The organism is Marinomonas balearica, from assembly GCF_004362145.1.
In the GTDB taxonomy this organism is placed as follows: Bacteria; Pseudomonadota; Gammaproteobacteria; order Pseudomonadales; family Marinomonadaceae; genus Marinomonas; species Marinomonas balearica.
On sequence record NZ_SNXC01000010.1, the window covers coordinates 62654 to 84663 of the forward strand.

Annotated in this window: 22 protein-coding genes; 11 read left to right on the plus strand and 11 right to left on the minus strand. The window is 43.2% G+C overall.

Annotation, left to right across the window (positions count from 1 at the left end):
• Window positions 1-100 precede the first annotated feature (100 nt).
• Both DFP79_RS05485 and DFP79_RS05490 read right to left on the minus strand, forming a co-directional pair.
• Entirely contained in the window at window positions 101-2227 is a 2127-nt protein-coding gene (locus tag DFP79_RS05485; protein WP_133502935.1) for a TRAP transporter permease, read from the minus strand.
• 157 nt (window positions 2228-2384) lie between these two features.
• A complete protein-coding gene (locus DFP79_RS05490; protein WP_133502936.1) occupies window positions 2385-3410 on the minus strand; it encodes a TAXI family TRAP transporter solute-binding subunit in 1026 nt (341 codons plus the stop codon).
• Between the two features lie 252 nt (window positions 3411-3662).
• Between DFP79_RS05490 and DFP79_RS05495 the strand changes: the two genes are divergently transcribed.
• The 3 genes from DFP79_RS05495 (at window position 3663) to DFP79_RS05505 (ending at window position 7448) form a co-directional block, all read left to right on the plus strand.
• Window positions 3663-4271, plus strand: coding sequence for an HAD family hydrolase (locus tag DFP79_RS05495; RefSeq protein WP_133502937.1), 609 nt, complete (start codon window positions 3663-3665; stop codon window positions 4269-4271).
• A 386-nt stretch (window positions 4272-4657) separates the two neighbouring features.
• On the plus strand, window positions 4658-6613 hold the full coding sequence (acs, locus tag DFP79_RS05500; protein ID WP_133502938.1) for an acetate--CoA ligase: 1956 nt from the start codon (window positions 4658-4660) through the stop codon (window positions 6611-6613).
• Window positions 6614-6812: 199 nt separating this feature from the next.
• Window positions 6813-7448, plus strand: coding sequence for a response regulator transcription factor (locus DFP79_RS05505; RefSeq protein ID WP_133502939.1), 636 nt, complete (start codon window positions 6813-6815; stop codon window positions 7446-7448).
• Here DFP79_RS05505 and yidD read toward each other — a convergent pair whose 3' ends face one another.
• Window positions 7449-7679, minus strand: coding sequence for a membrane protein insertion efficiency factor YidD (gene yidD, locus DFP79_RS05510; RefSeq protein ID WP_133502940.1), 231 nt, complete (start codon window positions 7677-7679; stop codon window positions 7449-7451).
• Between the two features lie 99 nt (window positions 7680-7778).
• On the opposite strand from yidD, the gene DFP79_RS05515 reads away from it, so the two are divergent.
• Complete coding sequence (locus DFP79_RS05515) at window positions 7779-8666, plus strand: prephenate dehydratase (RefSeq protein ID WP_133502941.1); 888 nt, start codon at window positions 7779-7781, stop codon at window positions 8664-8666.
• Window positions 8667-8705: 39 nt separating this feature from the next.
• Here DFP79_RS05515 and DFP79_RS05520 read toward each other — a convergent pair whose 3' ends face one another.
• Window positions 8706-9467, minus strand: coding sequence for an alpha/beta fold hydrolase (locus DFP79_RS05520; RefSeq protein WP_133502942.1), 762 nt, complete (start codon window positions 9465-9467; stop codon window positions 8706-8708).
• Window positions 9468-9612: 145 nt separating this feature from the next.
• Between DFP79_RS05520 and DFP79_RS05525 the strand changes: the two genes are divergently transcribed.
• The 6 genes from DFP79_RS05525 (at window position 9613) to DFP79_RS05550 (ending at window position 14671) form a co-directional block, all read left to right on the plus strand.
• Window positions 9613-10293 carry a thermostable hemolysin gene (locus DFP79_RS05525; protein ID WP_133502943.1) on the plus strand — a complete coding sequence of 227 codons (681 nt, stop codon included), beginning with the start codon at window positions 9613-9615 and terminating at the stop codon, window positions 10291-10293.
• Window positions 10294-11730 carry an AMP-binding protein gene (locus DFP79_RS05530; protein ID WP_133502944.1) on the plus strand — a complete coding sequence of 479 codons (1437 nt, stop codon included), beginning with the start codon at window positions 10294-10296 and terminating at the stop codon, window positions 11728-11730.
• 21 nt (window positions 11731-11751) lie between these two features.
• The gene (locus DFP79_RS05535; protein ID WP_133502945.1) at window positions 11752-12423 is read left to right on the plus strand and encodes an iron-containing redox enzyme family protein; all 672 of its coding nucleotides are present in this window, start codon (window positions 11752-11754) and stop codon (window positions 12421-12423) included.
• Window positions 12424-12432: 9 nt separating this feature from the next.
• Complete coding sequence (locus DFP79_RS05540) at window positions 12433-13221, plus strand: SDR family oxidoreductase (RefSeq protein WP_133502946.1); 789 nt, start codon at window positions 12433-12435, stop codon at window positions 13219-13221.
• Between the two features lie 58 nt (window positions 13222-13279).
• Window positions 13280-13930: a tetratricopeptide repeat protein gene (locus DFP79_RS05545; RefSeq protein WP_133502947.1), complete on the plus strand. Its 651-nt coding sequence runs from the start codon at window positions 13280-13282 to the stop codon at window positions 13928-13930.
• A gap of 135 nt (window positions 13931-14065) precedes the next feature.
• Window positions 14066-14671, plus strand: a complete 606-nt coding sequence (locus tag DFP79_RS05550) for a CDP-alcohol phosphatidyltransferase family protein (RefSeq protein ID WP_133502948.1) — start codon at window positions 14066-14068, stop codon at window positions 14669-14671.
• A gap of 30 nt (window positions 14672-14701) precedes the next feature.
• Here the strand turns inward: DFP79_RS05550 and yfaE are convergent, their stop codons facing one another.
• From yfaE to DFP79_RS05570, 4 genes are all read right to left on the minus strand, one after another.
• The gene (gene yfaE / locus DFP79_RS05555) at window positions 14702-15007 is read right to left on the minus strand and encodes a class I ribonucleotide reductase maintenance protein YfaE (protein ID WP_424960641.1); all 306 of its coding nucleotides are present in this window, start codon (window positions 15005-15007) and stop codon (window positions 14702-14704) included.
• Window positions 14988-16121, minus strand: coding sequence for a class Ia ribonucleoside-diphosphate reductase subunit beta (gene nrdB, locus DFP79_RS05560; RefSeq protein ID WP_133502949.1), 1134 nt, complete (start codon window positions 16119-16121; stop codon window positions 14988-14990). Before nrdB ends, yfaE begins: the two co-directional genes overlap by 20 nt.
• A 219-nt stretch (window positions 16122-16340) precedes the next feature.
• Window positions 16341-18605 (minus strand): class 1a ribonucleoside-diphosphate reductase subunit alpha, encoded by a 2265-nt coding sequence (nrdA, locus tag DFP79_RS05565; RefSeq protein WP_133502950.1) that lies wholly within the window; start codon window positions 18603-18605, stop codon window positions 16341-16343.
• A 314-nt stretch (window positions 18606-18919) separates the two neighbouring features.
• Window positions 18920-19657: a heparan-alpha-glucosaminide N-acetyltransferase gene (locus tag DFP79_RS05570; RefSeq protein ID WP_133502951.1), complete on the minus strand. Its 738-nt coding sequence runs from the start codon at window positions 19655-19657 to the stop codon at window positions 18920-18922.
• Between the two features lie 19 nt (window positions 19658-19676).
• On the opposite strand from DFP79_RS05570, the gene DFP79_RS05575 reads away from it, so the two are divergent.
• Window positions 19677-20246: an alpha-ketoglutarate-dependent dioxygenase AlkB family protein gene (locus tag DFP79_RS05575; protein ID WP_133502952.1), complete on the plus strand. Its 570-nt coding sequence runs from the start codon at window positions 19677-19679 to the stop codon at window positions 20244-20246.
• Between the two features lie 118 nt (window positions 20247-20364).
• Here the strand turns inward: DFP79_RS05575 and pdxH are convergent, their stop codons facing one another.
• The 3 genes from pdxH to DFP79_RS05590 are packed head-to-tail and all read right to left on the minus strand — an operon-like array spanning window position 20365 to window position 21997.
• Window positions 20365-21006 carry a pyridoxamine 5'-phosphate oxidase gene (gene pdxH / locus DFP79_RS05580; protein ID WP_133502953.1) on the minus strand — a complete coding sequence of 214 codons (642 nt, stop codon included), beginning with the start codon at window positions 21004-21006 and terminating at the stop codon, window positions 20365-20367.
• A gap of 4 nt (window positions 21007-21010) precedes the next feature.
• Window positions 21011-21643: a 2-polyprenyl-3-methyl-6-methoxy-1,4-benzoquinone monooxygenase gene (gene coq7, locus DFP79_RS05585; protein ID WP_133502954.1), complete on the minus strand. Its 633-nt coding sequence runs from the start codon at window positions 21641-21643 to the stop codon at window positions 21011-21013.
• 12 nt (window positions 21644-21655) lie between these two features.
• The gene (locus DFP79_RS05590; protein WP_133502955.1) at window positions 21656-21997 is read right to left on the minus strand and encodes a histidine triad nucleotide-binding protein; all 342 of its coding nucleotides are present in this window, start codon (window positions 21995-21997) and stop codon (window positions 21656-21658) included.
• Between the last annotated feature and the right edge of the window lie 13 nt (window positions 21998-22010).

The window sequence follows — 22010 nt, forward strand, 5'->3', positions numbered from 1 at the left end:
AAAAAGTCATGTTGAAAACAATAAGGGCAGACAGAGGGTTGGGTATGTCTGCCCCTTTGTTACGCCAGAATTTAAGCGTCAATGTGTTACGTTAACTTAATTAGCACTTAGCTTGGCGATAACTACGATGCGTCATGATGAAAAGCGCCAAAAATACAATGACACCTGCTAGATTGGCAAATATCGGTAAATCTGGCCAAAGCATTGCTAAAGAGGCTGCAAGAGCAATAAGTCTTGTCACTATGTTTAGTTTGTCTTCTAAGTAACCTTCCATTGCTGCGACAAGTGCGTACAAACCGAAAATGCCAAAAATAGTCAGCTTAAGCAGTTCAATAGGTTCGCCGCCGATCAAAGGGGTATAGGCCATCATGAGTGGAATGATGTACAAACCTTTTGCAAGTTTCCAGGCTGTTACACCTGTACGCATCGGTGGCGTTTTCGCAATGGCTGCCGCTGCGAAGGCTGTAAGACAGACAGGAGGCGTTACGTTACTGTCTTGCGATAACCAAAATATGATCATATGAGCGGTAACCAATATCATGGCGACCGTCTCAGCACCAAGCGCTTGATCAACCAGCATGTTTTTAAAGTCGGATGGAACTTGTGCCAGCAAAGCCTGTGCTTGTTCAATAGGCATGCCTTGCGCTAACGTTCCCAATACACTCGGGTCGACCAACATGAAAATAGCCGACGCCGCTTCAGGAAGCTTCCCAGATGCAATTTGCTCTACTAACTGACTTTCGGCAATTAAGTTGAATATTGCAGGTGCAGATAATGTACCTAAAACGATGTAAGAGGCCGTAACGGGTAATCCCATCCCCAAAATAAGTGATGCAATTGCAACCAGAATGATGGTCCAAAGTAAGCTTCCGCCAGCCCAATCCGTGATGAGCAATGAGAACGTGTTACCAACCCCTGTTGTGCTTATGACGTTGACAACGAGACCAATGCCAACAAGCAGAACGGCCGTGGTCGACATATTTTTCGCGCCCTGTACTAACGCATCTAATATCGCAATGGGGCCCATTCTGTGTTGTTTTGATAACCAAGACGCGGCGATAACAGACAGTATACTGATACCAGCAGCATAAGTTGGTGTGAACCCCTGAATCAATAATGTGACAAGAACCGCAAGTGGAATGGCGTGATGCCAACCTTCTTTCAATACTTCTTTAATGGCCACACCATCTTCTTCTGTTGACGTGACGTTACTGCGTTTTGCTTCTACACGGACAAAAAATGCGACCGATAGAAAATAAAGCAGAGCGGGAATAGCAGCAACACCAATGATAGTGACATAAGAAACCTGAGTATAGGACGCCATAATAAAAGCACCTGCTCCCATAACTGGCGGCATAAGCTGGCCTCCAGTTGACGCGGCGGCTTCAATACCTGCTGCAAAGCGTGCAGGAAAGCCCGCTCGTCTCATGAGAGGAATGGTTATCACGCCCGTTGAAACAGTGTTTGCCACAGACGATCCAGATACGGACCCCATGAGGCCGGAACCAAGCACAGCAACAAAACCGGGTCCCCCAATCATTTTGCTTGCTAGCGATCGCGATAACGTAATGATGAAATCACCCGCGCCAGATTTAACAAGAAAGGCACCAAATAGAATAAACATGAAGACAAAGCTCCAAGAAATTCTAGAAATCGAGCCGAACATGCCATCCGTACTGAAAAAGCTTCTATAAAGAAGGGTTTCCAAGCTTAATCCGGGAAACGAAAATGCGCCCCCAATCCATTGTCCCCAAAGAACAACGTAGGACAAAGCGACGAGTATGAGAGTTGGAATAAACCAGCCCGTCGTTCGTCGAATTAACTCTAACGACAATAATATAGCCATTGAAGAAACGATCCAATCGCTGGTCGCGAAAACGACGCCTCGCTCATAAAGAGCGTCTTCAAATAGGGCGATGTAAAAGACGATTCCGATTAACATCAATACGATAAAGGTATCGATGATAAATGCGGTTTTGCTGTTCCTCAAAGACGGGTGGGCAGGGATGAGCAGCGCACACAGTGTACCAAAACCTGCAAAATGGAAGGCGGATACCCACAGCTCTGGCAATGTGCCGAGCGTATTTATGTAAATGTGTGCAATGGCAAGGAAAATGCCAAAACCAAATACGATACGGTTAATAACGGGCGTATCTCGGTGTTGGGTTTCGAACTGCTCTAGGTTCTGGTTATTGGCGCTTTCAGCGGATGTATTGGGAGAGAACATATAGTGTGCCTAACTTAAGTGATCTTAAATTAGAAGATACTGACAATCGTCAGATGTACTTCTATTTGAAAACAGTCTAAAAATAAGCCCATGATTTACATGGGCTTATTTTGTATTGCGATGTACTAGAAACGTTAACTCTTATAATAAATACACTTTATTTCGCGATAAGAGAATCTGGAATATCGATCCCTTGTTCTCTATAGTATTTTGCAGCACCTGGATGCAATGGAACAGGCAAACCTGAGATTGCTTTGTTGATTGACATTACTGATGTCGCTTTGTGAATCGCGCTTAGGTAAGGCAAATTCTCATATAGAGATTTTGTAAGCTCGTATATATCTTCTTCAGATGTATCGGCACGCGTTGCTAGGAAGTTCGGTTGAGCAATGGTATTGATCGCCTGTGTCTGGCCTGGGTATGTGTTTGCAGGGATGACATAACGAGTCCAAAGATCATAGCTGCCATTGGCTTCTTTCATTTGTTCATCGGTGAAGTCCAATACCTTAACTTTGTCGCCCATAGCTGCGTATAAACGAGTGACAGCACTGACAGGGACACCAGCAGGTGTGTTCATACCTTCAATGTTGCCATTTTGGATCGCATCTGCGCTTGGACCGAATCCCATGAAAGCGAGTGAAAAGTTATCTGGGTTAATATTCAGTCCGCTTAGCAGTTGTCTACCAGAACCTTCCGTACCTGAATTCTTCTTACCTATAGAAAATTTATTGTTAGAACCTTCTAGGTCTTTGAGATCGGCAACGGTTCCAGTTTTAGCGAGATCTTTGCTCAGAACAAAGTGCTCAACATTTTGCCAAAGCATACTGACAGAGCGAAGTTCAGTTTGTTTACCTGCTTGTTTGAGCGGACCTTCGCCATTCCACGCCCAAGCACCATAGAGACCCTGTAATATTGCAAATTGAGCCTGATTTTCGCGAAGTAATTTGACGTTTTCCCCTGATCCCGCTGAACTGATCGCAGATAATGACATACCAAATTTAGGTTTTAATTTAACTTTACTTAGCGTCGCAATTGCTACCCCTACAGGGTAATACGTACCACCCGTTGAGGCCGTCGCTAAAATGTAATCTCTATCAGCAGCATGCGCCGTAACGGCTGCACTTGATAACGTCGCTGCAGTTAGAGTCGCAATAAGTGTCTTTTTTAAAATTCCCAGGTTCATTTTATTATTCTCCTACGTACTTAGGCTTTGTTTCTTTTTATGTTTGTTTTTTGTTTTTACGGGTGTCGATTTTGCTACGTTTTGCGTCTTATATTAAAGGCTTTTGTTTTATAAATTACAACATATCAAAACGCCTATTTTGGTCGTTTAAATTCATCGTTGTTGTTCTAGGTCGAACAGCTTGTTACGCTGTAGATAATCTAAAACGGTCTATCTTTGATGACTAATAAGCATGATTGGGAAGTTCGCTGCATGAGACAGATTAAAGTTGTGTTATTTGACCTCGGAAATGTGTTGGTGGATTTGGGAGATAAAAGTGAAATAGCGCGCTTTTTAAACACTGATGATGCGTTGGAGGTCATTTGGCGTAAGTGGCTTGAATCCGAAGCTGTCGCCAAGTTTGATTCAGGCAAGATAGGATTGAATGATTTTGTCGAGCAGTTAATGGGAGAAGTTGGCTACACAGGTGACAATAATGCATTTAAAGAAGCGTTTGTCGCTTGGCCAAAAGGCTTGTTTGACGGCGCTTTAGAACTTGTGAATTCTATTCCTGATCATCTTCATAAGGCGGTGCTCTCAAATACTAATGCCGCTCATTGGGGACGTTTAATGGATGAAATGGGTTTGTCCGGCCAGTTCAACAGCTATTTTGCTTCTCACCAAATGGGAAAGGTCAAACCTGATCCCGCCTCTTTTCAGTACGTACTTTCTGCGCTAAATGTAATGCCTGATGAAATACTATTTATGGATGATAATAAGTTGAACGTCGATGCGGCGAACGAAATAGGAATAAAAAGCTTCTTAGTTCGAGGCGTCGAAGAAGCAAGAGATTGCTTAAAACAGAATGGGATTCTTTCGTAGAGTATAAATGTGAGTCACTCGGTTTTTAGACTAAAGTGTAATAGTGTTCGTTTTGTATACGGTTATTCTAAAAGGCTAGGGAAGTTGCGAACAAGCTTACTGGATTTGGCTCTTGGACAGCACTTTTTATTCTAACTCAATTCCGAAGGTCAATCGTAGACCGTTTACGCGGAATTGAACGAAATATAAGAAGTCGTTAGACCGAAGCCCTTCGGCTCTTTCAGAGAAAGAAACTCTCGATGTTAAGGTGCTAAAAAAGGTATCAACATTCCTTCACACTCTTACCTCGATAGCTCTTTGTTCCAATATGACTGAAGTTCAGGTGGTTAGCTCGTCGCTTCTACAGCATCGCGTCCAAATATAAAAATTAACAATGGAGCAGTGAGATGACACAAGAATTAGACGATTTTCAGCGTAAATTCACCCCAGCTGGAACCGTTCCTCATGAAATCTTTGAGGCGAATTATCAAGAGTCGATATCAAACCCAGAGAAATTTTGGGGAGAAATGGGTAAACGGCTTTATTGGTTTAAACCTTATTCCATCGTTAAAAACACCAGTTTTGTTCGTAACAATGTCAGTATCAAATGGTATGAAGACGGCGAGCTGAATGTTGCCTACAACTGTATTGATCGTCATCTTCCAGAAAAAGCGAGCCAAATTGCTTATTACCTTGAGGGTGATAAAGAAGGTCCAGCAGGCTCCATTACCTATCAAGAGCTTTATGATGAAGTTGGACGTTTGGCGAACGCACTCAAATCACAAGGAATTTCAAAAGGGGATCGTGTTGCTATTTACATGCCCATGATTCCTCAAGCTGTGTATGCCATGTTAGCTTGCGCACGAATCGGTGCCATTCACAGTGTTATTTTCGGCGGTTTTTCTGCGAGTGCGATTGCTGATCGATTGAACGATTGTGATGTCAAGTTGGTCATGACGGCGGATCAAGGTAAACGCGCTGGAAATGCGATTAACCTAAAAAAGAATGTCGATATGGCATTAGCGGATAGCGCCTGCCCATCCGTAAAAAATGTCATGGTTTATCGATATACCAAAGCCGATGTCGAATGGAATGACGATCTGGATTTAGATTGGCAAGCGTTAGTTGATCAGGAAGATACGGATTGCCCTGCCGCTTCTATGAACGCAGAAGACCCTCTTTTTATTTTGTACACATCAGGTTCAACAGGTAAGCCGAAAGGCGTTGTACACACGTCAGGGGGTTATCTTGTCTACGCATCTATGACTCATGAAGTGGTATTTGGCCTGCAACAGGACGACGTTTACTGGTGTGCAGCGGATGTCGGTTGGATTACAGGCCACAGTTACATGGTATACGGTCCTCTTGCGAATGGTGTGACGAGCGTGCTGTTCGAAGGTGTGCCAACCTACCCAGATGCGGGCCGAATAGGACGAGTAGTCGATAAGTATAAGGTTAATCTACTGTACACCGCTCCTACCGCAGTACGAGCGTTGATGGCGAAAGGCGATGAAGCCATTGAAACCAGTTCTAGAGATAGCTTACGGGTTTTAGGCAGTGTCGGTGAGCCAATTAATCCAGAAGCTTGGTCTTGGTACCATAAGAAAATTGGTAATGGGAAATGCCCGATTGCCGATACTTGGTGGCAAACAGAGACAGGAGGCATGATGATGACTCCTAGGCTGACAGAAACTGATGTTAAACCCGGTGCCTGTACCTCTCCTATTTATGGTGTTCAACCGGCACTGATGGATCCAAACGGAAATGTAATCGAAGACCAAGGTGTTGAAGTAGAGGGTGGGTTGGTGCTGACGGACTCTTGGCCTGGCCAAGCTCGAACCGTATATGGAGACCATGAGCGTTTCGAACAAACGTACTTTAGTACTTATGATGGCGTGTATTTTACCGGTGACGGATCGCGTCGCGATGCGGATGGAGATTACTGGATTACGGGCCGAGTAGATGACGTACTGAACGTATCAGGGCACCGTTTAGGAACAGCAGAAATTGAGAGTGCGCTGGTGGCTCACCCGTCAGTCGCTGAAGCAGCGGTTGTTGGTTACCCGCACGATCTAAAAGGCCAAGGTCTTTATGTTTACGTTTCGCCGATTGCAGGAGTCACTCCAGATGAGGCGTTAACAAAATCGATTCGACAATTTGTTCGACAAGAAGTCGGCCCTGTCGCAACGCCTGATTTAGTTCAATGGGCAGTGCGAGGGTTACCTAAGACTCGTTCAGGCAAAATTATGCGTCGCATTTTACGTAAAATCGCGGCAAATGAGCATGAGCAATTAGGGGATACCAGTACACTGGCTGACCCAAGTGTTGTAGATGATTTAATCGACAATAGATTAAACAACTAAAAGCGACAACTGTAACTATAGAGTTACCCATGGCGCATTGCTTCTCTATGCTTTGCGTCATGGGCGCTGGCTTTTTTCTGTCTCTCTTAGTAGAGTGCATCGGCACATACAAGAAAGAGTGATGTGGAAGAAGTTGGCGATATTTACCTTTCAGCTAACCTAGCCATTTCTTTACTCAATAATAAGAGAAGGACTTACTTTGATTACTTTAGCGATAGCTGATGACCATCCATTATTTCGAAGTGCCTTAACAGGGGCTTTGAAGCAACAATTCAATGATGTCACCATACATGAATCAGATGATCTTGATTCAACCATTGAAATTCTGCAACAAAACCTAGAGCTGGATTTACTTCTTTTGGATTTAAATATGCCTGGGTGTGGAAAGTTGTATGGGTTGATGCGCATTCGCACGGATTTTCCTGATGTGCCTGTTGCAGTAATTTCTGGCTCTGAGGACAATAAAATCATATCAACAGTTGTCGAATCTGGGGCGCTTGGCTTTATTCCCAAAACATGTGAACCGTTAGAGTATGCCTCAGCGATCCATTCAATTTTGGATGGTGACGTGTGGATTCCAGATAACGTGGTATTGGAAGATCAAAAAAATTCTAATCTAGAAATGCAAAGGAAAGTGGCAGAATTAACGCCCCAACAATTCAAAGTTCTTTGTTACTTACACGAAGGGATGCTAAACAAACAAATTGCGTACGAACTGAATATTTCAGAAGCTACTATTAAAGCTCATATCACAGCAATCTTTCGAAAGCTCGGCGTTAACAACCGAACGCAAGCAGTTCTAATTGCAAGTGAATTAGAACTGAGTCGAACCTGATTAATTCTGGCGACTGTTTTTTTTAGGAACAGGGTCCATTCCCCCTTCGCAGCCAGGATGGCAGCGCCCCAGCCTTCTGATACCTAACCAAATGCCTTTAAAAAGGCCGTGCTCTTCAATTGCTTCGATCATATATTGGGAGCAACTGGGATAGAATCGACAGTTACTGCCTAGTAATGGACTGATCAGGTATTGATAACCTTTTACAAGGTAAATAAAGAGTATTTTCATCGTATTTGAATGTTCTACTAGCCGACAGAGTGCTATTTCTGTTGTATCGTAACACCTTCTTAGCATTCCATCGAATAGAGAGCGTTTAAATAAGGTTTTATGTCTGAATATTCTGTCTCCACATACAAACTTGATCCATCTGCTTCAAACGTCGTCGCCTACCAAGGTGAGCCTGGCGCGTACTCTCATTTGGCTTGTAAGCATTCTTTTCCTAACTGGAGAACGGTCCATTGCGCGACATTTTCAGAAGCACTCGCAATGGTTGAAAATGGAAATGCCTATTACGCTATGATCCCGGTTGAGAACTCTACCGCAGGACGTGTTGAGGAAATCTATCGAGAACTTAAGCGAACAGAGTTGTACGTCGTAAAAGAGCATTTTGAACCCGTAAATCACTGCTTACTTATACGAGAAAATGCATCGAAAAGTGGTATAAAAAGAGTGGGGAGTCATCCTCAAGCATTGGCGCAATGCGATGCTAATATCAAGTCTCTTGGCGCGGTCAATGTTGCGATGTACGATACTGCTGGAGCAGCCAAGCACCTTTCAGAAAATGACGACGATACATTAGGTGTTATTTCGTCTGAGCTCGCTGCAGAGCTGTATGGACTAAAAATAGCGCAATCGCACTTTAACGATGTCGTCGGGAATACGACACGTTTTTTGGTTTTTTCTCGACACCAAAAACAGCCGGAATTCGAACCGAATACAACCTATATCACCTCTTTTATGTTTCGAGTAAAAAACATTCCAGCTGCGCTATACAAGGCGATGGGTGGGTTCGCTACACAAGGCATTAATATGCTAAAACTGGAAAGCTACATGGTAAATGGCCATTTTACGGCAACACAGTTTTATGTAGATGTAGAAGCGCATTTTCAGGATGCTAAAATGCAAGCAGCGTTAGAAGAGCTGATGTTCTTCTCGGAAGAAATTCGTATTTTGGGCACCTACGAAGCAGATTCCTATCGAAAAGATAACGCTTAAGGAAGCGTTATCTTTTAACAATATTCTAAACAGCAAAACTTAATTTTTAAGAAAACGTTTAACGATGTTGCCAAATGGAATCGGCTTTTCTGCGTGCAGCCAATGCCCAGTATCTGGAATGATTTTCACGTTAGTATTGGGGAAAAACGCGACGGTTTCTTTAGTGTGTTTTTGCTGGATGTAGTCTGAGTTAGCGCCTTTTATAAAGAGCGTTGGGTTGTTATAGGGAGCAGACAGCGGCGGCTTAGCTAAAATGGAAGGGTAGCCTTCTTGAATATTCTCTCTTGCCAACCCTATGGAAAAGCCAGTCTCTTCTTTTTTAAGGTTTTTTAGCAAAAATTGTCTTACCCCCATATTGCTTTCGTACTGTGCTAAGAGATCGTCAGCGGCTTTTCTAGAAGAAGGTCGCGCAGAATCAATGGCAGCAAGACCTTGAAAAATCTCCAAATGGCTGGGTTGATAATCAACTGGCGCAATATCAACAACGATCAGTTTCTTAAACTTGCTCGGAAAGCTTGATGCTAATTGCATTGCGACCTTTCCACCCATCGAATGCCCTAATAAATAACAGGGTCCTATATTGGACTCTTCCATCCAAGCAATTATGGCATCCGCCATTTTTGGGTAATCTGGAGAGTCCATAGGCGATGATTTACCGTGGTTGGGTAAATCCAAACAATGAACGGTATAAAATTCTGACCAAGATTGTGCGATAGAGTGCCAGTTATCTGCATTTCCAAATAAACCGTGCAAAACGATCAAATCTGGTTTGTCTTCTCCGTATTGCTTTGAGTGAATCATGTTGTACCTTGTCTAAGCTGTAATGCTGATTATTTTACTGCATTACGTCGCTTCATCCTATTTCCTTATTTCTGTTTACCAACATAAGCATTGCTTAAGGTTCGGGCATTAATCTGTTATCAAATTCATTGTTAATGGACAGATTATGCAACCCCTTGTGATACCAAATAGTATGGATAAGCACCGCTTACAGGGGCCAAAACAAGCGTTTGATTTTATTTTGGCTTTGCCTGACCAATCGCAAAGGCAGGAACTAGAACGCTTTATCAGCGATGGCTTTAATAAATGCTATGAGGCAAACGTCGAAAGTTTTTTGCCACTGCTGTTTGGTATAAAAACCAAGCAACTAAGAGCGGCCGTAGGTGTTCGTCGAGCAACAGAGCCTCTTTTCCTTGAGCAGTACTTAAAAAGCGATGTGATTACGACATTGCGTCAGCTAGGAATGCCTGCCGACGAGTATCAAATCGCAGAGCTTGGCAATTTATACTCGCGCAGCCATCGATTTACACTCCCTTTGATTATGACAGTTGTAATGGGGCTTTACCTGAAAGACGTTCGTTATTTGGTTTTTTCGGCTACCGAAAAAGTCAGAGAACTTTTATCTGGTTTTGGTTTCCCTATGACGTACTTAGCCGATGCTGACCCTATGCGCCTCACAGAAAGACCGAATGAGTGGGGCAGTTACTATGAGCAACTACCGAAAGTGATGGCGCTTGATGTAGAAGCTTCCGTTTTCATTGCTCATCAAACGCCTGAATTATGTGACGTTCTTAGCATTGTTCATGGCCATTCCAAGCAATTACTCTCGTCATTGGAGGCGATATAAATGTGGTACTTGTCCTCTAAAAACAGTATGGATATTGCTTTAACGGATTCTAATGTTTCACTGACCTATCAAGAAATGGGTGCTGCAATTCAAGACCGACGTGAGTGGCTAGAATCGCTGGGTGTTGGGCGTGTCGGGATCGCGTTAGACAATCAAGTGGAGTGGGTGCTGTTTGATTTAGCATGTCAGGGGGCTGGAATATGTTGTGTACCTGCCCCCTCATTTTTCAGTCAAAAACAGTTGGAACATCTGGTTACGGAAAGTGGAATAGAGCTACTTATCTGTTCTAACGGCGTTGAATCTGGAATCTTTTGTCCGTCAGAAGAAACGCCCTTTAAGACGATTTATAGTCAAAAAATAAAACACGTACAAGACGCACAGATGCCAGAGGGAACGAGTAAAGTGACCTTCACATCGGGGTCGACTGGAGCGCCTAAAGGGGTTTGCTTGAGTGAAGAATCTCAGCTCAACGTGGCGCGTTCGCTGGTGGATGCCATCGCCATAGATTCGGTTAAACATCTTTGTATATTGCCTTTCGCTGTTTTGCTGGAAAATATAGCAGGCGTTTATGCGCCACTGATGGTTGGCGGAACCGTTGTTACTAAGCGAGCCGACGAATTGGGCTTTGTCGGAAGTAAACTCATCTCCCCTGAAAAGCTGTTATATCAGATATCAGTAGAGCAACCGAACTCGCTGATATTGGTTCCAGAATTGTTGAATGTTCTTGTAATGGCTTGTTCAAAAGGCTGGCAGCCTCCCAAATCGTTGCTGTTTGTAGCAGTGGGCGGTGGCAAGGTCTCCAGCAAATTGATTCACCAAGCAAAGTCATTCGGTCTGCCTGTTTATCAGGGATATGGTTTGTCTGAGTGCGCTTCGGTGGTTTCTCTCAATACACCCGATAATGATTTAGAGTCATCTGCTGGACATGCATTGCCCCATACCTCAGTAGAAGTAATTGATCATGAGCTTGTAGTGAGAGAAAACCTCTTTTTAGGGTATTTGAACAAACCTGAAAGCTTTTACCCCAATGCCTTTTACACAGGGGATTTAGTGTCTTTAGAAAACAATACGTTAAGCATAATTGGGCGTAAAAAAAACCTAATGATTAACTCCTTCGGACGCAATATTTCTCCTGAGTGGCTTGAGGCGGAGCTTATGGCGACACGAATGATGAGAAGCGTCATGGTTTTTGGTGACGACAGACCACATTGTGGCGGTGTGTTTGTTCCAATTACTGATGATATTTCTGACGAACAAATTCAACAAAGCGTCGAAAAGTTAAACGAGTCATTACCAGATTACGCCCAAATCAAAGTCTGGTTTAAGTCAGAAAGGCTTTTTGAATCCCTTCCACATTGTGTGACCCCGTCAGGGAAGCTCATTAGAAAAGCGATCTTAGATCATTTTGAGCAAGACATTGATCAGCTTTATCTTTAAATCAACCTAAAGGAAAGAACCATGAATTTATATGAAAGACTGCAAAACGAAACCGCCGCCGAACGTGAATATTTGCTCGGGTCACCGATAATTCAGCGCTGTTTTACAGGCGAATTCGAACTTGATGATTACATCGCATTTTTGTCTCAGGCATACCATCATGTTAAGCATACCGTACCGTTGTTAATGGCCGTGGGCAGTCGCCTTCCAGAAGAAAAAGAATGGCTTAGAGAGGCGGTTGGAGAATATATCGAAGAGGAAATGGGGCATCAGGAATGGATTCTCAATGACATTCAGGCGTGCGGGTTAGATAAAAATGTGATCCGACACAGCAAACCCGCTGAGTCCACAGAATTAATGGTTTCCTATGCTTATGACACGGTAAATCGAGTTAACCCACTCGGCTTTTTCGGAATGGTCTTTGTTTTAGAAGGAACCAGTATTGCATTAGCGGATGCGGCAGCGACAAAAATACAAGGCAAACTCAATTTGAAAAAAGAGGCCTTCAGTTATCTCACATCACACGGATCATTGGACCAAGATCACATTGTTTTTTTTGAAAACTTGATGAAAAAAATTACTGATCGAGACGAGCAAGATTTAATCATTCACTGCGCTAAGCGATTCTATAAATTGTACGGCAATATTTTTCGCGAACTTCCTCATCTTGAACTGGCCGACTCGGCCGCATAGGAGAATGCGATGAACTGGCAATCAAAACGAGCTTTGTTAACCGGAGCATCGGGTGGAATAGGGCAAGCAATCGCGCGTGAATTAGCTGAAAAAGGCGTTTCTCTTATTTTGGTAGGACGCAATCAAAAAAAGCTGGAAGCGCTAATGAGACAACTTTCTGGAGAAGGGCATCACATAATCGTTGCAGACATCGCAACCACCACTGGTTTGGAAAGCGTCGTTTCGTATGTGGAACAATGGGGCGGCCTCAATATGTTGATAAACAATGCCGGTGTAAGCCATCTTTCAATGCTGGAAGACATGGATCATAAAGAGATCCCACGTATTATCTCAACCAACTTAATTGCGCCAATGTCTTTGACGCACGCTTTGATGCCTACATTTAAGCAGTCTTCAGAGGCTTCTATTATCAATATTGGTTCAGCGTTTGGGAGTATTGGGTTTGCAGGGCAGACGGCCTATTGTGCCAGCAAATTCGGAATGAGAGGGTTTAGCGAATCGTTGTATAGAGAGCTGGCCGACACGCAAATAGAGGTTTTCTACTTAGCACCTAGAGCTACCTCTACAAACATTAACAGCAGTACCGCAATGGCGATGAACGAGGAGCTAGGTAATCATATTGATTCTCCTGATCTGGTCGCTAAGTGCTTAGTTGAGCAGCTTCAAAATAAAAAGCCTAGGTGCTTTATTGGCTTTCCCGAACGGATCTTTGTCAAATTGAATGGCGCATTTCCACACATTGTTGATAAGGCTCTGTTTAAGAAACTGCCTATTATCAAGCGCTTTATTTGCTCTTAACGGAGCCGTATTTTTTATAGTTTTAATCTTATTCTGAGTTTTGTTGAAGGACTGCGTTATGAAAAAATTACTCTCTATTGTGACTCTTGTTGTCGGTGTATCTACGCCTGTATTGGCTGAAACTTCAGAGCAAACAACGGAATTGGCGTCAATACAAAAAAGATGGGCTGAAATAAACTATCTAACAGAAGACAAACAAAAAGAAGGCGCTTTTTTATTGCTGGCTGAACGTGCGAAAAAACAAGCGGAAATGCATGCTCAAATGGCAGAATATACGGTTTGGCAAGGCATTGTATTATCCAGTGCAGCTGGCGCAAAAGGCGGATTGGGTGCTCTGTCGCTCGCCAAAGAAGCCAAAACGCTTTTTGAAAAAGCGATCGACATGAATGATGCCGCATTAAATGGATCAGCGTACACCAGTTTAGGTGTGCTTTATCATAAACTTCCCGGTTGGCCTATTTCTTTTGGCAGTGACAAAAAGGCGCAGAAACTACTGGAAAAAGCGCTAAAGAAAAACCCTAAGGGAATTGATTCAAATTACTTTTACGGTGAGTTTTGGTTCGACAAGGGAAATTATACTCAAGCAGAAACGTATCTAAACATCGCAAAAACGGCAGCGCCAAGAGCGTCTCGACCTTTAGCGGACAAAGGTCGACATAAAGAAATCGATGCTTTGCTGGATAAGATAAAGAGCGTGAAATCCAACTAGTCGTTTGAGTTTTTTTGTCCTTTTTTCACGGATAGGGTTTGTTTTCGATTATTATTTAAAACAATAGTAATCTAACGCTAAAACATCTGAGTCGGTCTATTGATTCAGATGTTTTGCACCTATCAGGACTTTGCTTTGTTAGACACGACACTTTTACCCGTCATAAAAAAACCGTTGCGCCTCGCTGCCAAAGGTTTGCACTCTCTTGGAGTTAACGCTAATCAGGTAACCATTGCAGGTTTTATTATTGGAATCTGTGCAGTGCCTCTGTTGTACCAGCAGCTCTATTTGTGGGCGCTTGCGGTTATTATAATTAATCGAATATTTGATGGTATTGATGGTGAGCTTGCAAGGCTTACAGAACCGACAGATCTCGGAGGTTATCTTGATATCACATTGGATTTCATCTTTTACTCAGGAGTGGTTTTTGGATTTGCTTTAGCGATCCCTGATATGAATAGCCTTGCTGCAGTCTTCTTGATATTTTCGTTTATGGGAACGGGGTCCAGCTTTCTTGCTTTTGCGATTATGGCGGAAAAGAGGAGTATTAAAACTCTAGAGTACGGGCGTAAATCCCTTTATTTTATTGGTGGATTAACAGAAGGAACGGAAACTATTGCATGCTTCGTGTTCATGTGTATTTTTCCGAGTTACTTTGTTCATATCGCCGTTTGTTTTGGAATAATGTGTTGGCTGACGACGGCTACTCGAATTTACGCAGGTTACAATACTCTCAAATAAAGCAGTAGCGATGATGTTGAGTGGCGTGAATTATTCGGCTGAGTCATCGCTGAAAAAAGCGATTTCAATGTCGGTCTTTACAATGGCACAACAGGCAAGTAGAAAGCCGCTTTGGACCCATGCTAAAGGTTCAAAAGGGTAATCAACGTGTCCCCACAGTAGGCGAATTGAGCAGGAAGAGCAGTATCCTTCTCGGCACTGATACTCTATATGAAGGCCTGCTCTTTCTAATTGAGGTAAGAGAGGTTCATCTTCGGTGACCAAAAATTGCTTTTTGCCCAATAAAACCCGATGAACCTTATCTTGATCTCGTGAACTAGAGGTCAAAGTCGTCAAACTCAGCTTCGTCCAAATCGTTATCGATTTGCCCAACTAAATACGAACTGATTTCCGCTTCTTGCGGCGCGACCTGAACGTTATCGCTAACCAGCCAAGCATTGATCCAAGGAATAGGATTGGATTTGGTTTCAAAAGCAGGCTCTAAACCAATAGCTTGCATACGAACATTGGAAATGTATTCTACATACTGACCCAATATTTGCGAGTTTAAGCCAATCATAGAGCCGTCTTTAAACAAATACTGAGCCCATTCTTTTTCTTGCTGTGCCGCTTCAATAAAGATGTCGGTAATTTCCTGGCGACACTCTTGTGCGATGTCAGCCATTTCTGGATCGTCTCTCCCTGATGTCATCAGGTTCAGCATATGCTGAGTACCTGTAAGGTGGAGAGCTTCATCACGTGCGATCAGCTTAATAATTTTGGCATTGCCTTCCATCAATGTACGCTCAGCAAAGGCAAAGCTACAGGCAAAGCTTACATAGAACCGAATTGCTTCCAATACGTTTACGGACGCCAATGTAATGTACAAAGATTTTTTAAGCGAGCGCATTGAAACGGTGACTTCGCCTTTGCCGGGAACGTTATGAACACCTAATCCCAGCGTATTGTACAAGTTCACCTTTTCAATCAGATCATCATAATATCGTGAGACGCTGTCGGCTCGTTTTGTGATTTCTTCGTTCACAACGATGTCGTCAAAAATGGCTGTTGGATCGTTAACGATATTTCGAATGATGTGCGTGTATGAGCGACTGTGGATTGTTTCACTGAAAGACCACGTTTCAATCCAAGTTTCGAGCTCAGGTAAGGAAACAATAGGCAGAAGCGCGACGTTAGGTGAGCGCCCTTGAACACTATCAAGCAACGTCTGATATTTCAGGTTGCTCAGGAATATATGCTGTTCATGTGGTTCTAAGTTGACGAAGTCCTTTCGATCACTTGATAAGTCCACTTCTTCTGGACGCCAGAAAAATGAAAGTTGTTTCTCGATAAGTTTTTCAAAGATAGGATGTTTTTGCTGGTCGTAGCGAGCGACATTGACGTTTTCGCCTAAAAACATAGGTTCTTTTAAGCTGTCGAATTTCTTGCGATTGAAAGTTGAATAGCTCATCGCCAAATTGGATCCTCAAATCGATTGAAATGGTTTCTAGAGAGGTTAGCTTTGTATCTCTAGGCCATTTGCATAGAAAAGCACCCATTATAAATGGATGCTCAGAATAAGGTAGTGCTTCTTATTGAAGTTAAACGTGACACAGCGCAAATTAGATGACGCTGCGTCACGTTTACAGATGATATATTATTCGTTACCGAGGTAACGATAAAACATCACTTAAATCTTGCATGCGCCACTAGCGCAATCATCCATGTCGTCTTGCTGATCGTCTGCACCGTCACGAGTATTGTGGTAGTAAAGTGTTTTAACCCCCAATTTATAGGCGGTTAACAAGTCTTTTAGAATGACTTTCATTGGCACTTTTTGAGACTCAAACTTCTGAGGATCATAGTTTGTGTTCGCCGAAATTGATTGGTCTACAAACTTTTGCATAATACCGACCAGTTGCAAATAGCCATCGTTTGATGGGATGGTCCATAAAAGCTCATATTGGTCTTTTAGTCGTTCGTACTCAGGTACAACCTGTTTTAGAATTCCGTCTTTACTTGCTTTAACCGATACGAAGCCTCGTGGCGGCTCGATACCGTTTGTTGCATTACTAATTTGAGAAGAAGTCTCTGAAGGCATCAATGCTGATAGCGTTGAGTTACGTAATCCATGCTCAACAATATCTTTACGCAGTGTTTCCCAATCGTAATATAGCTCAGAAGATACAACGTTGTTGATTTCCTCTTTATAAGTGTCGATTGGCAAAATTCCTTTTGCGTAAGTTGTTTCGTCAAACGCTTTACAAGGGCCGAACTCTTTCGAAAGTTTATTAGAGGCTTTGAGCAAGAAGTATTGAATCGCCTCGAATGTTTTATGTGTCAGTTCGTTAGCACTACCATCGGAATAGCGTACGCCATTTTTAGCTAAATAATAAGCATAGTTAATGACACCAACACCAAGAGTTCGACGCAACTCTGTCGCGTTTTGAGCGGCAGGGATCGGGTAGTTTTGGTAATCAAGTAATGCATCCAATGCGCGAATGATCAGCTCTGATAACTCTTCCAGTTCATCAAGGCTATCAAGCGCACCTAGGTTAAAGGCAGATAAAGTACATAACGCAATTTCGCCATCAGGGTCTGAAACATTTCCCAACGGTTTTGTAGGTAGCGCGATTTCAAGGCATAAGTTACTTTGCTTAACAGGTGCAACCTTCGGATCGAACGGGCTGTGAGTATTACAATGGTCGACGTTTTGCAGATAAATACGCCCTGTACTTGCGCGTTCAGAAGCAAATAGCGTGAACAACTCGGACGCTTTAACCGTGGACTTGCGAATAGAATCGTCTTGCTCATATAGAGTATATAAACGATCAAATTCTTCTTGATCTGCAAAGAACGCATCGTATAGGCCGGGTACATCAGAAGGGCTAAACAATGTGATATTGCCGCCTTTAATCAAACGCTGATACATCAAGCGGTTAAATTGAACGCCGTAATCCAAGTGACGAACGCGGTTTTCTTCGACACCACGATTGTTTTTCAGTACGAGTAAGCTTTCAACTTCTAGGTGCCAAATAGGATAGAAGACGGTTGCGGCACCGCCTCGAACGCCACCTTGAGAACAGCTTTTTACCGCAGTTTGAAAGTGCTTGTAAAAAGGAATACAACCTGTGTGGAAAGCTTCACCGCCGCGAATTGGGCTACCCAATGCGCGAATTGCACCGGCATTGATGCCGATTCCGGCACGTTGGCTTACATATTTTACAATTGCGCTAGAGGTCGCATTGATCGAATCTAATGAGTCACCACACTCAATAAGAACACAACTACTGAACTGACGAGTTGGCGTGCGAATACCTGACATAATCGGCGTTGGTAACGACAGCTTGAATTGCGAAACCGCGTCATAAAAACGCTTAATTAGATCCAAGCGAAGCTCTTTATCGTAATTTGCAAACAAGCATGCAGCGACAAGAATGTAGATGAATTGTGGGCTTTCGTAGATATCACCAGATACGCGGTTTTGAACTAAGTACTTGCCTTCTAGCTGTTTGACGGCTGCGTATGAGAAGTTCATATCGCGAGAATGATCAATGAACTCGTTGATTTGGTTTAGTTCTTCTTGGGTATAGTCACGAAGAATATGAGCATCATAGCGGTTTTGTTCAACCAGATTGCAAACATGTGCATAAAGGTGTGGAGGCTCAAACTGACCAAACGCTTTTTTACGCAGGTGAAAAATCGCTAAGCGTGCTGCTAAGTACTGATAATCCGGTGTGTTTTCTGAAATTAAATCGGCCGCAGATTTAATAAGTGTTTCGTGTATATCCGTTGTGCGAATACCGTTAAAAAACTGAATTTGTGCTTTTAGCTCGACTTGGGAAACTGAAACATTTTCAAGGCCTTCTGCAGCCCATGTAATAACTTTATGGATTTTTTCCAGATCAATAGTCTCGGTTACGCCGTTACGTTTAGTAACTGTGAGAGTACTCATGTTTTAGGTTCCCGTCGGTATCTATCGTGTGGTGTTAAAAATACTGTATCTAGTATGCTTTATTATATCAAGGCACTAGATGTAGTGTAGTAAGGCTTTCTATGTTGCGAACAATAGAGATCATTTAGGCTAAAATCAAGGCTTGAAAAATCATAAAAATTGCGCGTGTCAGAAGATCTTTTAAAGAGATTAGTGCTTACTTACGTTGTTCGATAGACAGACTCTAGAAGAGCAAGGTGGCAAGCAAATAATTCTATTTAGACAAAAAAAAATGTTATTCAGGCATCTTGTTTTATATCAGATTAACCGGAGTTTTAAGTAAGCTTTGTGATCAAATAGTGAGCGGTTGCAACGAGTGAAAAGAGAATGATCTGATGTGTAAGATAGACACGCAATGCATACCGTCCCATGACGGCAATTCCCGCCGTAATAAGGTTGCTCGGCAGCCTAAAAGTATGGATTTTTAAGTACCCGAATATCGGGCCAATGAAAACGGCGCAGATCCAAGGAATTGGCGCGATAATGTCGACGGTTTTTCTAGGGAGATTCAAATCGTTGTATAAGACATGTTTAAAATCAGTAAAAGCAAACCAATCAGTTAACCAATACATGGCGGCAATGGCGACAGCGAGTGCTAATGAGATAAAGGGGGTTCGAGCCATTGGCCGAACAGCAATGGAAGCTAAGAATATAAAATGCAGTATGCCAAAGAAGATCCACTGTTTGGGAAAGATGATGTAAGTCACAAGAGAAATCGAGGTGGCAGCGAGAAGTAACACTGCCATATGTTTTCTAAAACGAGAAAAAGGTTGGCCGGACTGAACGGCTAAGTAGCTTGACCAGCCGATGGCTGATAAGAATAAAAAGACAATAACGGCTCTAAACCCAACCCAAAAAGGTGAGGTTAACGAATAGTCTAAGTACCCAAAGTGTCTGAGGTCCCAACAAAAATGAAAGACAATCATTAGTAGTACCGCCGTGCCGCGATAAATGTCTAAAAAAGCACTGCGGTTGTCTGGCTTATGAAGTTGGTTTAAGTTTAAGGACAACACAATTAAGATTCCAATATCTATGTATGATGCACCTTATCGCTATATTCCGCCGAGCTCAAGTAATGGCGATAATTTTCAATTATTGCGCCAAAAAATAGATTGGCAGCAAGAATCATTGACGATGTTTGGAAAAGATATCTTGGTTCCAAGGTTGGTATCTTTTATTGCTGACGCTGGGCTTCAGTATACATACTCAGGTAAAACTCACAGCGGTTATGGTTGGCCCGATTGGATGAAGGTTTTCAAGCTCCAAGCAGAGTTGTTGACTGGCCAAACCTATAACTCGGTGTTAGCCAACCTTTATCGACATGGCGAAGATTATATGGGCTGGCACAGTGATAATGAACGAGAGCTTGGCCCTGCTCCTGTTGTAGTGACATACAGCGTCGGGGCAACGCGCGACTTTTTGTTTCGCTTAAAGCGCGACCATAAAACGAAAACGTCGATAAAACTTGAAAATGAAAGTTGGCTAATTATGAGCGCATCCGCTCAAGTTTTATGGCAGCACTCGCTCCCTGTTAGAAAAAAGGTGACAGAGGAGCGAATCAGTTTAACGTTTAGGCAAATTCTTAGGGAAGGTTCGCACTGAGAGGTAAATGGCGGTCTATTAAAGTAACATGAGAAAGCTGCCTTAATCTGCCGAAGTTCTGTTTTTCTTATCTGTCATACAGTAGCTTCCTCAAATGAAAAAGCTACTGTTGGCTCGATTACGGTGCCTTTCTTACTCTGTGCCAGCGATCGTTTTCAAGTGTGTAAATGAGTCGGTCGTGCAGACGGCTAGGGCGGCCTTGCCAAAACTCAATGGAGTTGGGTTTGACGATATAGCCTCCCCAATTTGAAGGGCATGGAACGTCGCTCTCTTTTAGTTCTTCGTCTAGTCGATCGAATTGATCGCTTAAAAACGTCCGGTTTTTGATTATCTGACTTTGAGGAGAAGCGGAAGCTGCTATCTGGCTCGCTCTTGGTCGGGTCGCAAAGTAGGCTTCTGATGTCGCCTTATCTGTTTTTTCTATTGTGCCTTCTATTCGGATTTGCCTAGACAGCGGTGCCCAGAAAAACGTTAAGCAAACGTGGTTGTTCGCTTCAATATCTTGGCCTTTATCACTGTCGTAATTGGTGAAGAAGCTAAAACCCGATTCGTCGCGCTGTTTCAGAAGAACAATCCGGCTGTGAGGCTTATGTTCTCTATCTACGGTGCTCAACATCATCGCTGTTGGATCATCTTGACATGAATCGATGGCCAGCTTTAACCATGAATCGAAAAGGCTAAGTGGGTCATCACCAACTTTTTCTTCTAATAAATCATCGAACTGATAATCACGACGAATGGAATGTAGGTCTCTGTTCATTCTTCTAAATCCGATAAGTTGATTTTGTCATAACTTTAGACACGTGAGTCATGATGTTCATAACAGGCGAGGGGAATACATAGCCACCTGAATCCAAAGCGGATTGTTTATGCTTTGCTTCGTCAATACGCATTTGCTTTAGAACCGCACGGCTGCGTTCGTCCTGTTCAGGAAGTGCTGCCATATGTTTATCAAGATGGACGCATACTTGATCTTCCGTCGCGGCGACAAAGCCTAAACTCAATCGATCGCTGATTAATCCTGCTCCGGCTCCGATCACAAACGAGGCTCCGTAAAAGAGCGGGTTCAAGCGACTTGGGTGGCTGTCGAGCTCATACAGACGGTGTTCACACCACACTAGGTGATCAATTTCTTCGTCTGCGGCGTGCTCCATATCTTCTCGTACTGCCTCAAGCTTCGCGGTCAATGCTTGTCCGGCATAGAGTGCCTGTGCACACACTTCGCCGGTGTGATTAATGCGCATCAACCCTGCGGCGTGTTTGGTTTCTTGAGGGTCTAGTGGGTTATGTGGCTCATTGTTCGCAGGGGTTGATCGTTGCGCCTTTGCGACTCTTGGTGTGAGTGTTTGCAGCGCTCTGTCTAACTGCATAATGGCTTTGTCTAATTTTGATAACATTGATGACTCCTACTAGCCTGGAGGCCATGACATTTGGCGGCCACCAAGAACATGCATATGGATGTGGTAAACGGTTTGACCGCCCATTTCGTTACAGTTCATGGTGACGCGAAAACCGTCGTCGCTCACGCCTTTTTCTTTTGCTACTTTCGCAGCAATAATAGGAAGCTTGCCTATTACAGGAGCATCCTCTTCCGAAATATCGTTAAGGGTGCTGATGTGCTTTTTAGGTATCACTAAGAAGTGAACGGGAGCTTGTGGCATGATGTCTTCAAACGCAATAACATCGTCGTCCTCATACAATATGGTTGCAGGGATCTCTCGGTTAATGAGCTTGCAGAATAAGCAATCCATGGTGTCTCCTAAT

What these genes read in the sequence shown, in the direction of transcription:
- yidD (WP_133502940.1), bottom strand. Translation starts at nt 7,679, where the DNA reads ATGAAAATACTCTTTATTTACCTTGTAAAAGGTTATCAATACCTGATC.
- DFP79_RS05515 (WP_133502941.1), top strand. Translation starts at nt 7,779, where the DNA reads ATGTCTGAATATTCTGTCTCCACATACAAACTTGATCCATCTGCTTCA.
- pdxH (WP_133502953.1), bottom strand. Translation starts at nt 21,006, where the DNA reads ATGAACAGAGACCTACATTCCATTCGTCGTGATTATCAGTTCGATGAT.
- nrdB (WP_133502949.1), bottom strand. Translation starts at nt 16,121, where the DNA reads ATGAGCTATTCAACTTTCAATCGCAAGAAATTCGACAGCTTAAAAGAA.
- DFP79_RS05590 (WP_133502955.1), bottom strand. Translation starts at nt 21,997, where the DNA reads ATGGATTGCTTATTCTGCAAGCTCATTAACCGAGAGATCCCTGCAACC.
- nrdA (WP_133502950.1), bottom strand. Translation starts at nt 18,605, where the DNA reads ATGAGTACTCTCACAGTTACTAAACGTAACGGCGTAACCGAGACTATT.
- coq7 (WP_133502954.1), bottom strand. Translation starts at nt 21,643, where the DNA reads ATGTTATCAAAATTAGACAAAGCCATTATGCAGTTAGACAGAGCGCTG.
- acs (WP_133502938.1), top strand. Translation starts at nt 4,658, where the DNA reads ATGACACAAGAATTAGACGATTTTCAGCGTAAATTCACCCCAGCTGGA.
- DFP79_RS05545 (WP_133502947.1), top strand. Translation starts at nt 13,280, where the DNA reads ATGAAAAAATTACTCTCTATTGTGACTCTTGTTGTCGGTGTATCTACG.
- DFP79_RS05490 (WP_133502936.1), bottom strand. Translation starts at nt 3,410, where the DNA reads ATGAACCTGGGAATTTTAAAAAAGACACTTATTGCGACTCTAACTGCA.
- DFP79_RS05485 (WP_133502935.1), bottom strand. Translation starts at nt 2,227, where the DNA reads ATGTTCTCTCCCAATACATCCGCTGAAAGCGCCAATAACCAGAACCTA.
- DFP79_RS05540 (WP_133502946.1), top strand. Translation starts at nt 12,433, where the DNA reads ATGAACTGGCAATCAAAACGAGCTTTGTTAACCGGAGCATCGGGTGGA.
- DFP79_RS05520 (WP_133502942.1), bottom strand. Translation starts at nt 9,467, where the DNA reads ATGATTCACTCAAAGCAATACGGAGAAGACAAACCAGATTTGATCGTT.
- DFP79_RS05530 (WP_133502944.1), top strand. Translation starts at nt 10,294, where the DNA reads ATGTGGTACTTGTCCTCTAAAAACAGTATGGATATTGCTTTAACGGAT.
- DFP79_RS05525 (WP_133502943.1), top strand. Translation starts at nt 9,613, where the DNA reads ATGCAACCCCTTGTGATACCAAATAGTATGGATAAGCACCGCTTACAG.
- DFP79_RS05575 (WP_133502952.1), top strand. Translation starts at nt 19,677, where the DNA reads ATGTATGATGCACCTTATCGCTATATTCCGCCGAGCTCAAGTAATGGC.
- DFP79_RS05495 (WP_133502937.1), top strand. Translation starts at nt 3,663, where the DNA reads ATGAGACAGATTAAAGTTGTGTTATTTGACCTCGGAAATGTGTTGGTG.
- DFP79_RS05535 (WP_133502945.1), top strand. Translation starts at nt 11,752, where the DNA reads ATGAATTTATATGAAAGACTGCAAAACGAAACCGCCGCCGAACGTGAA.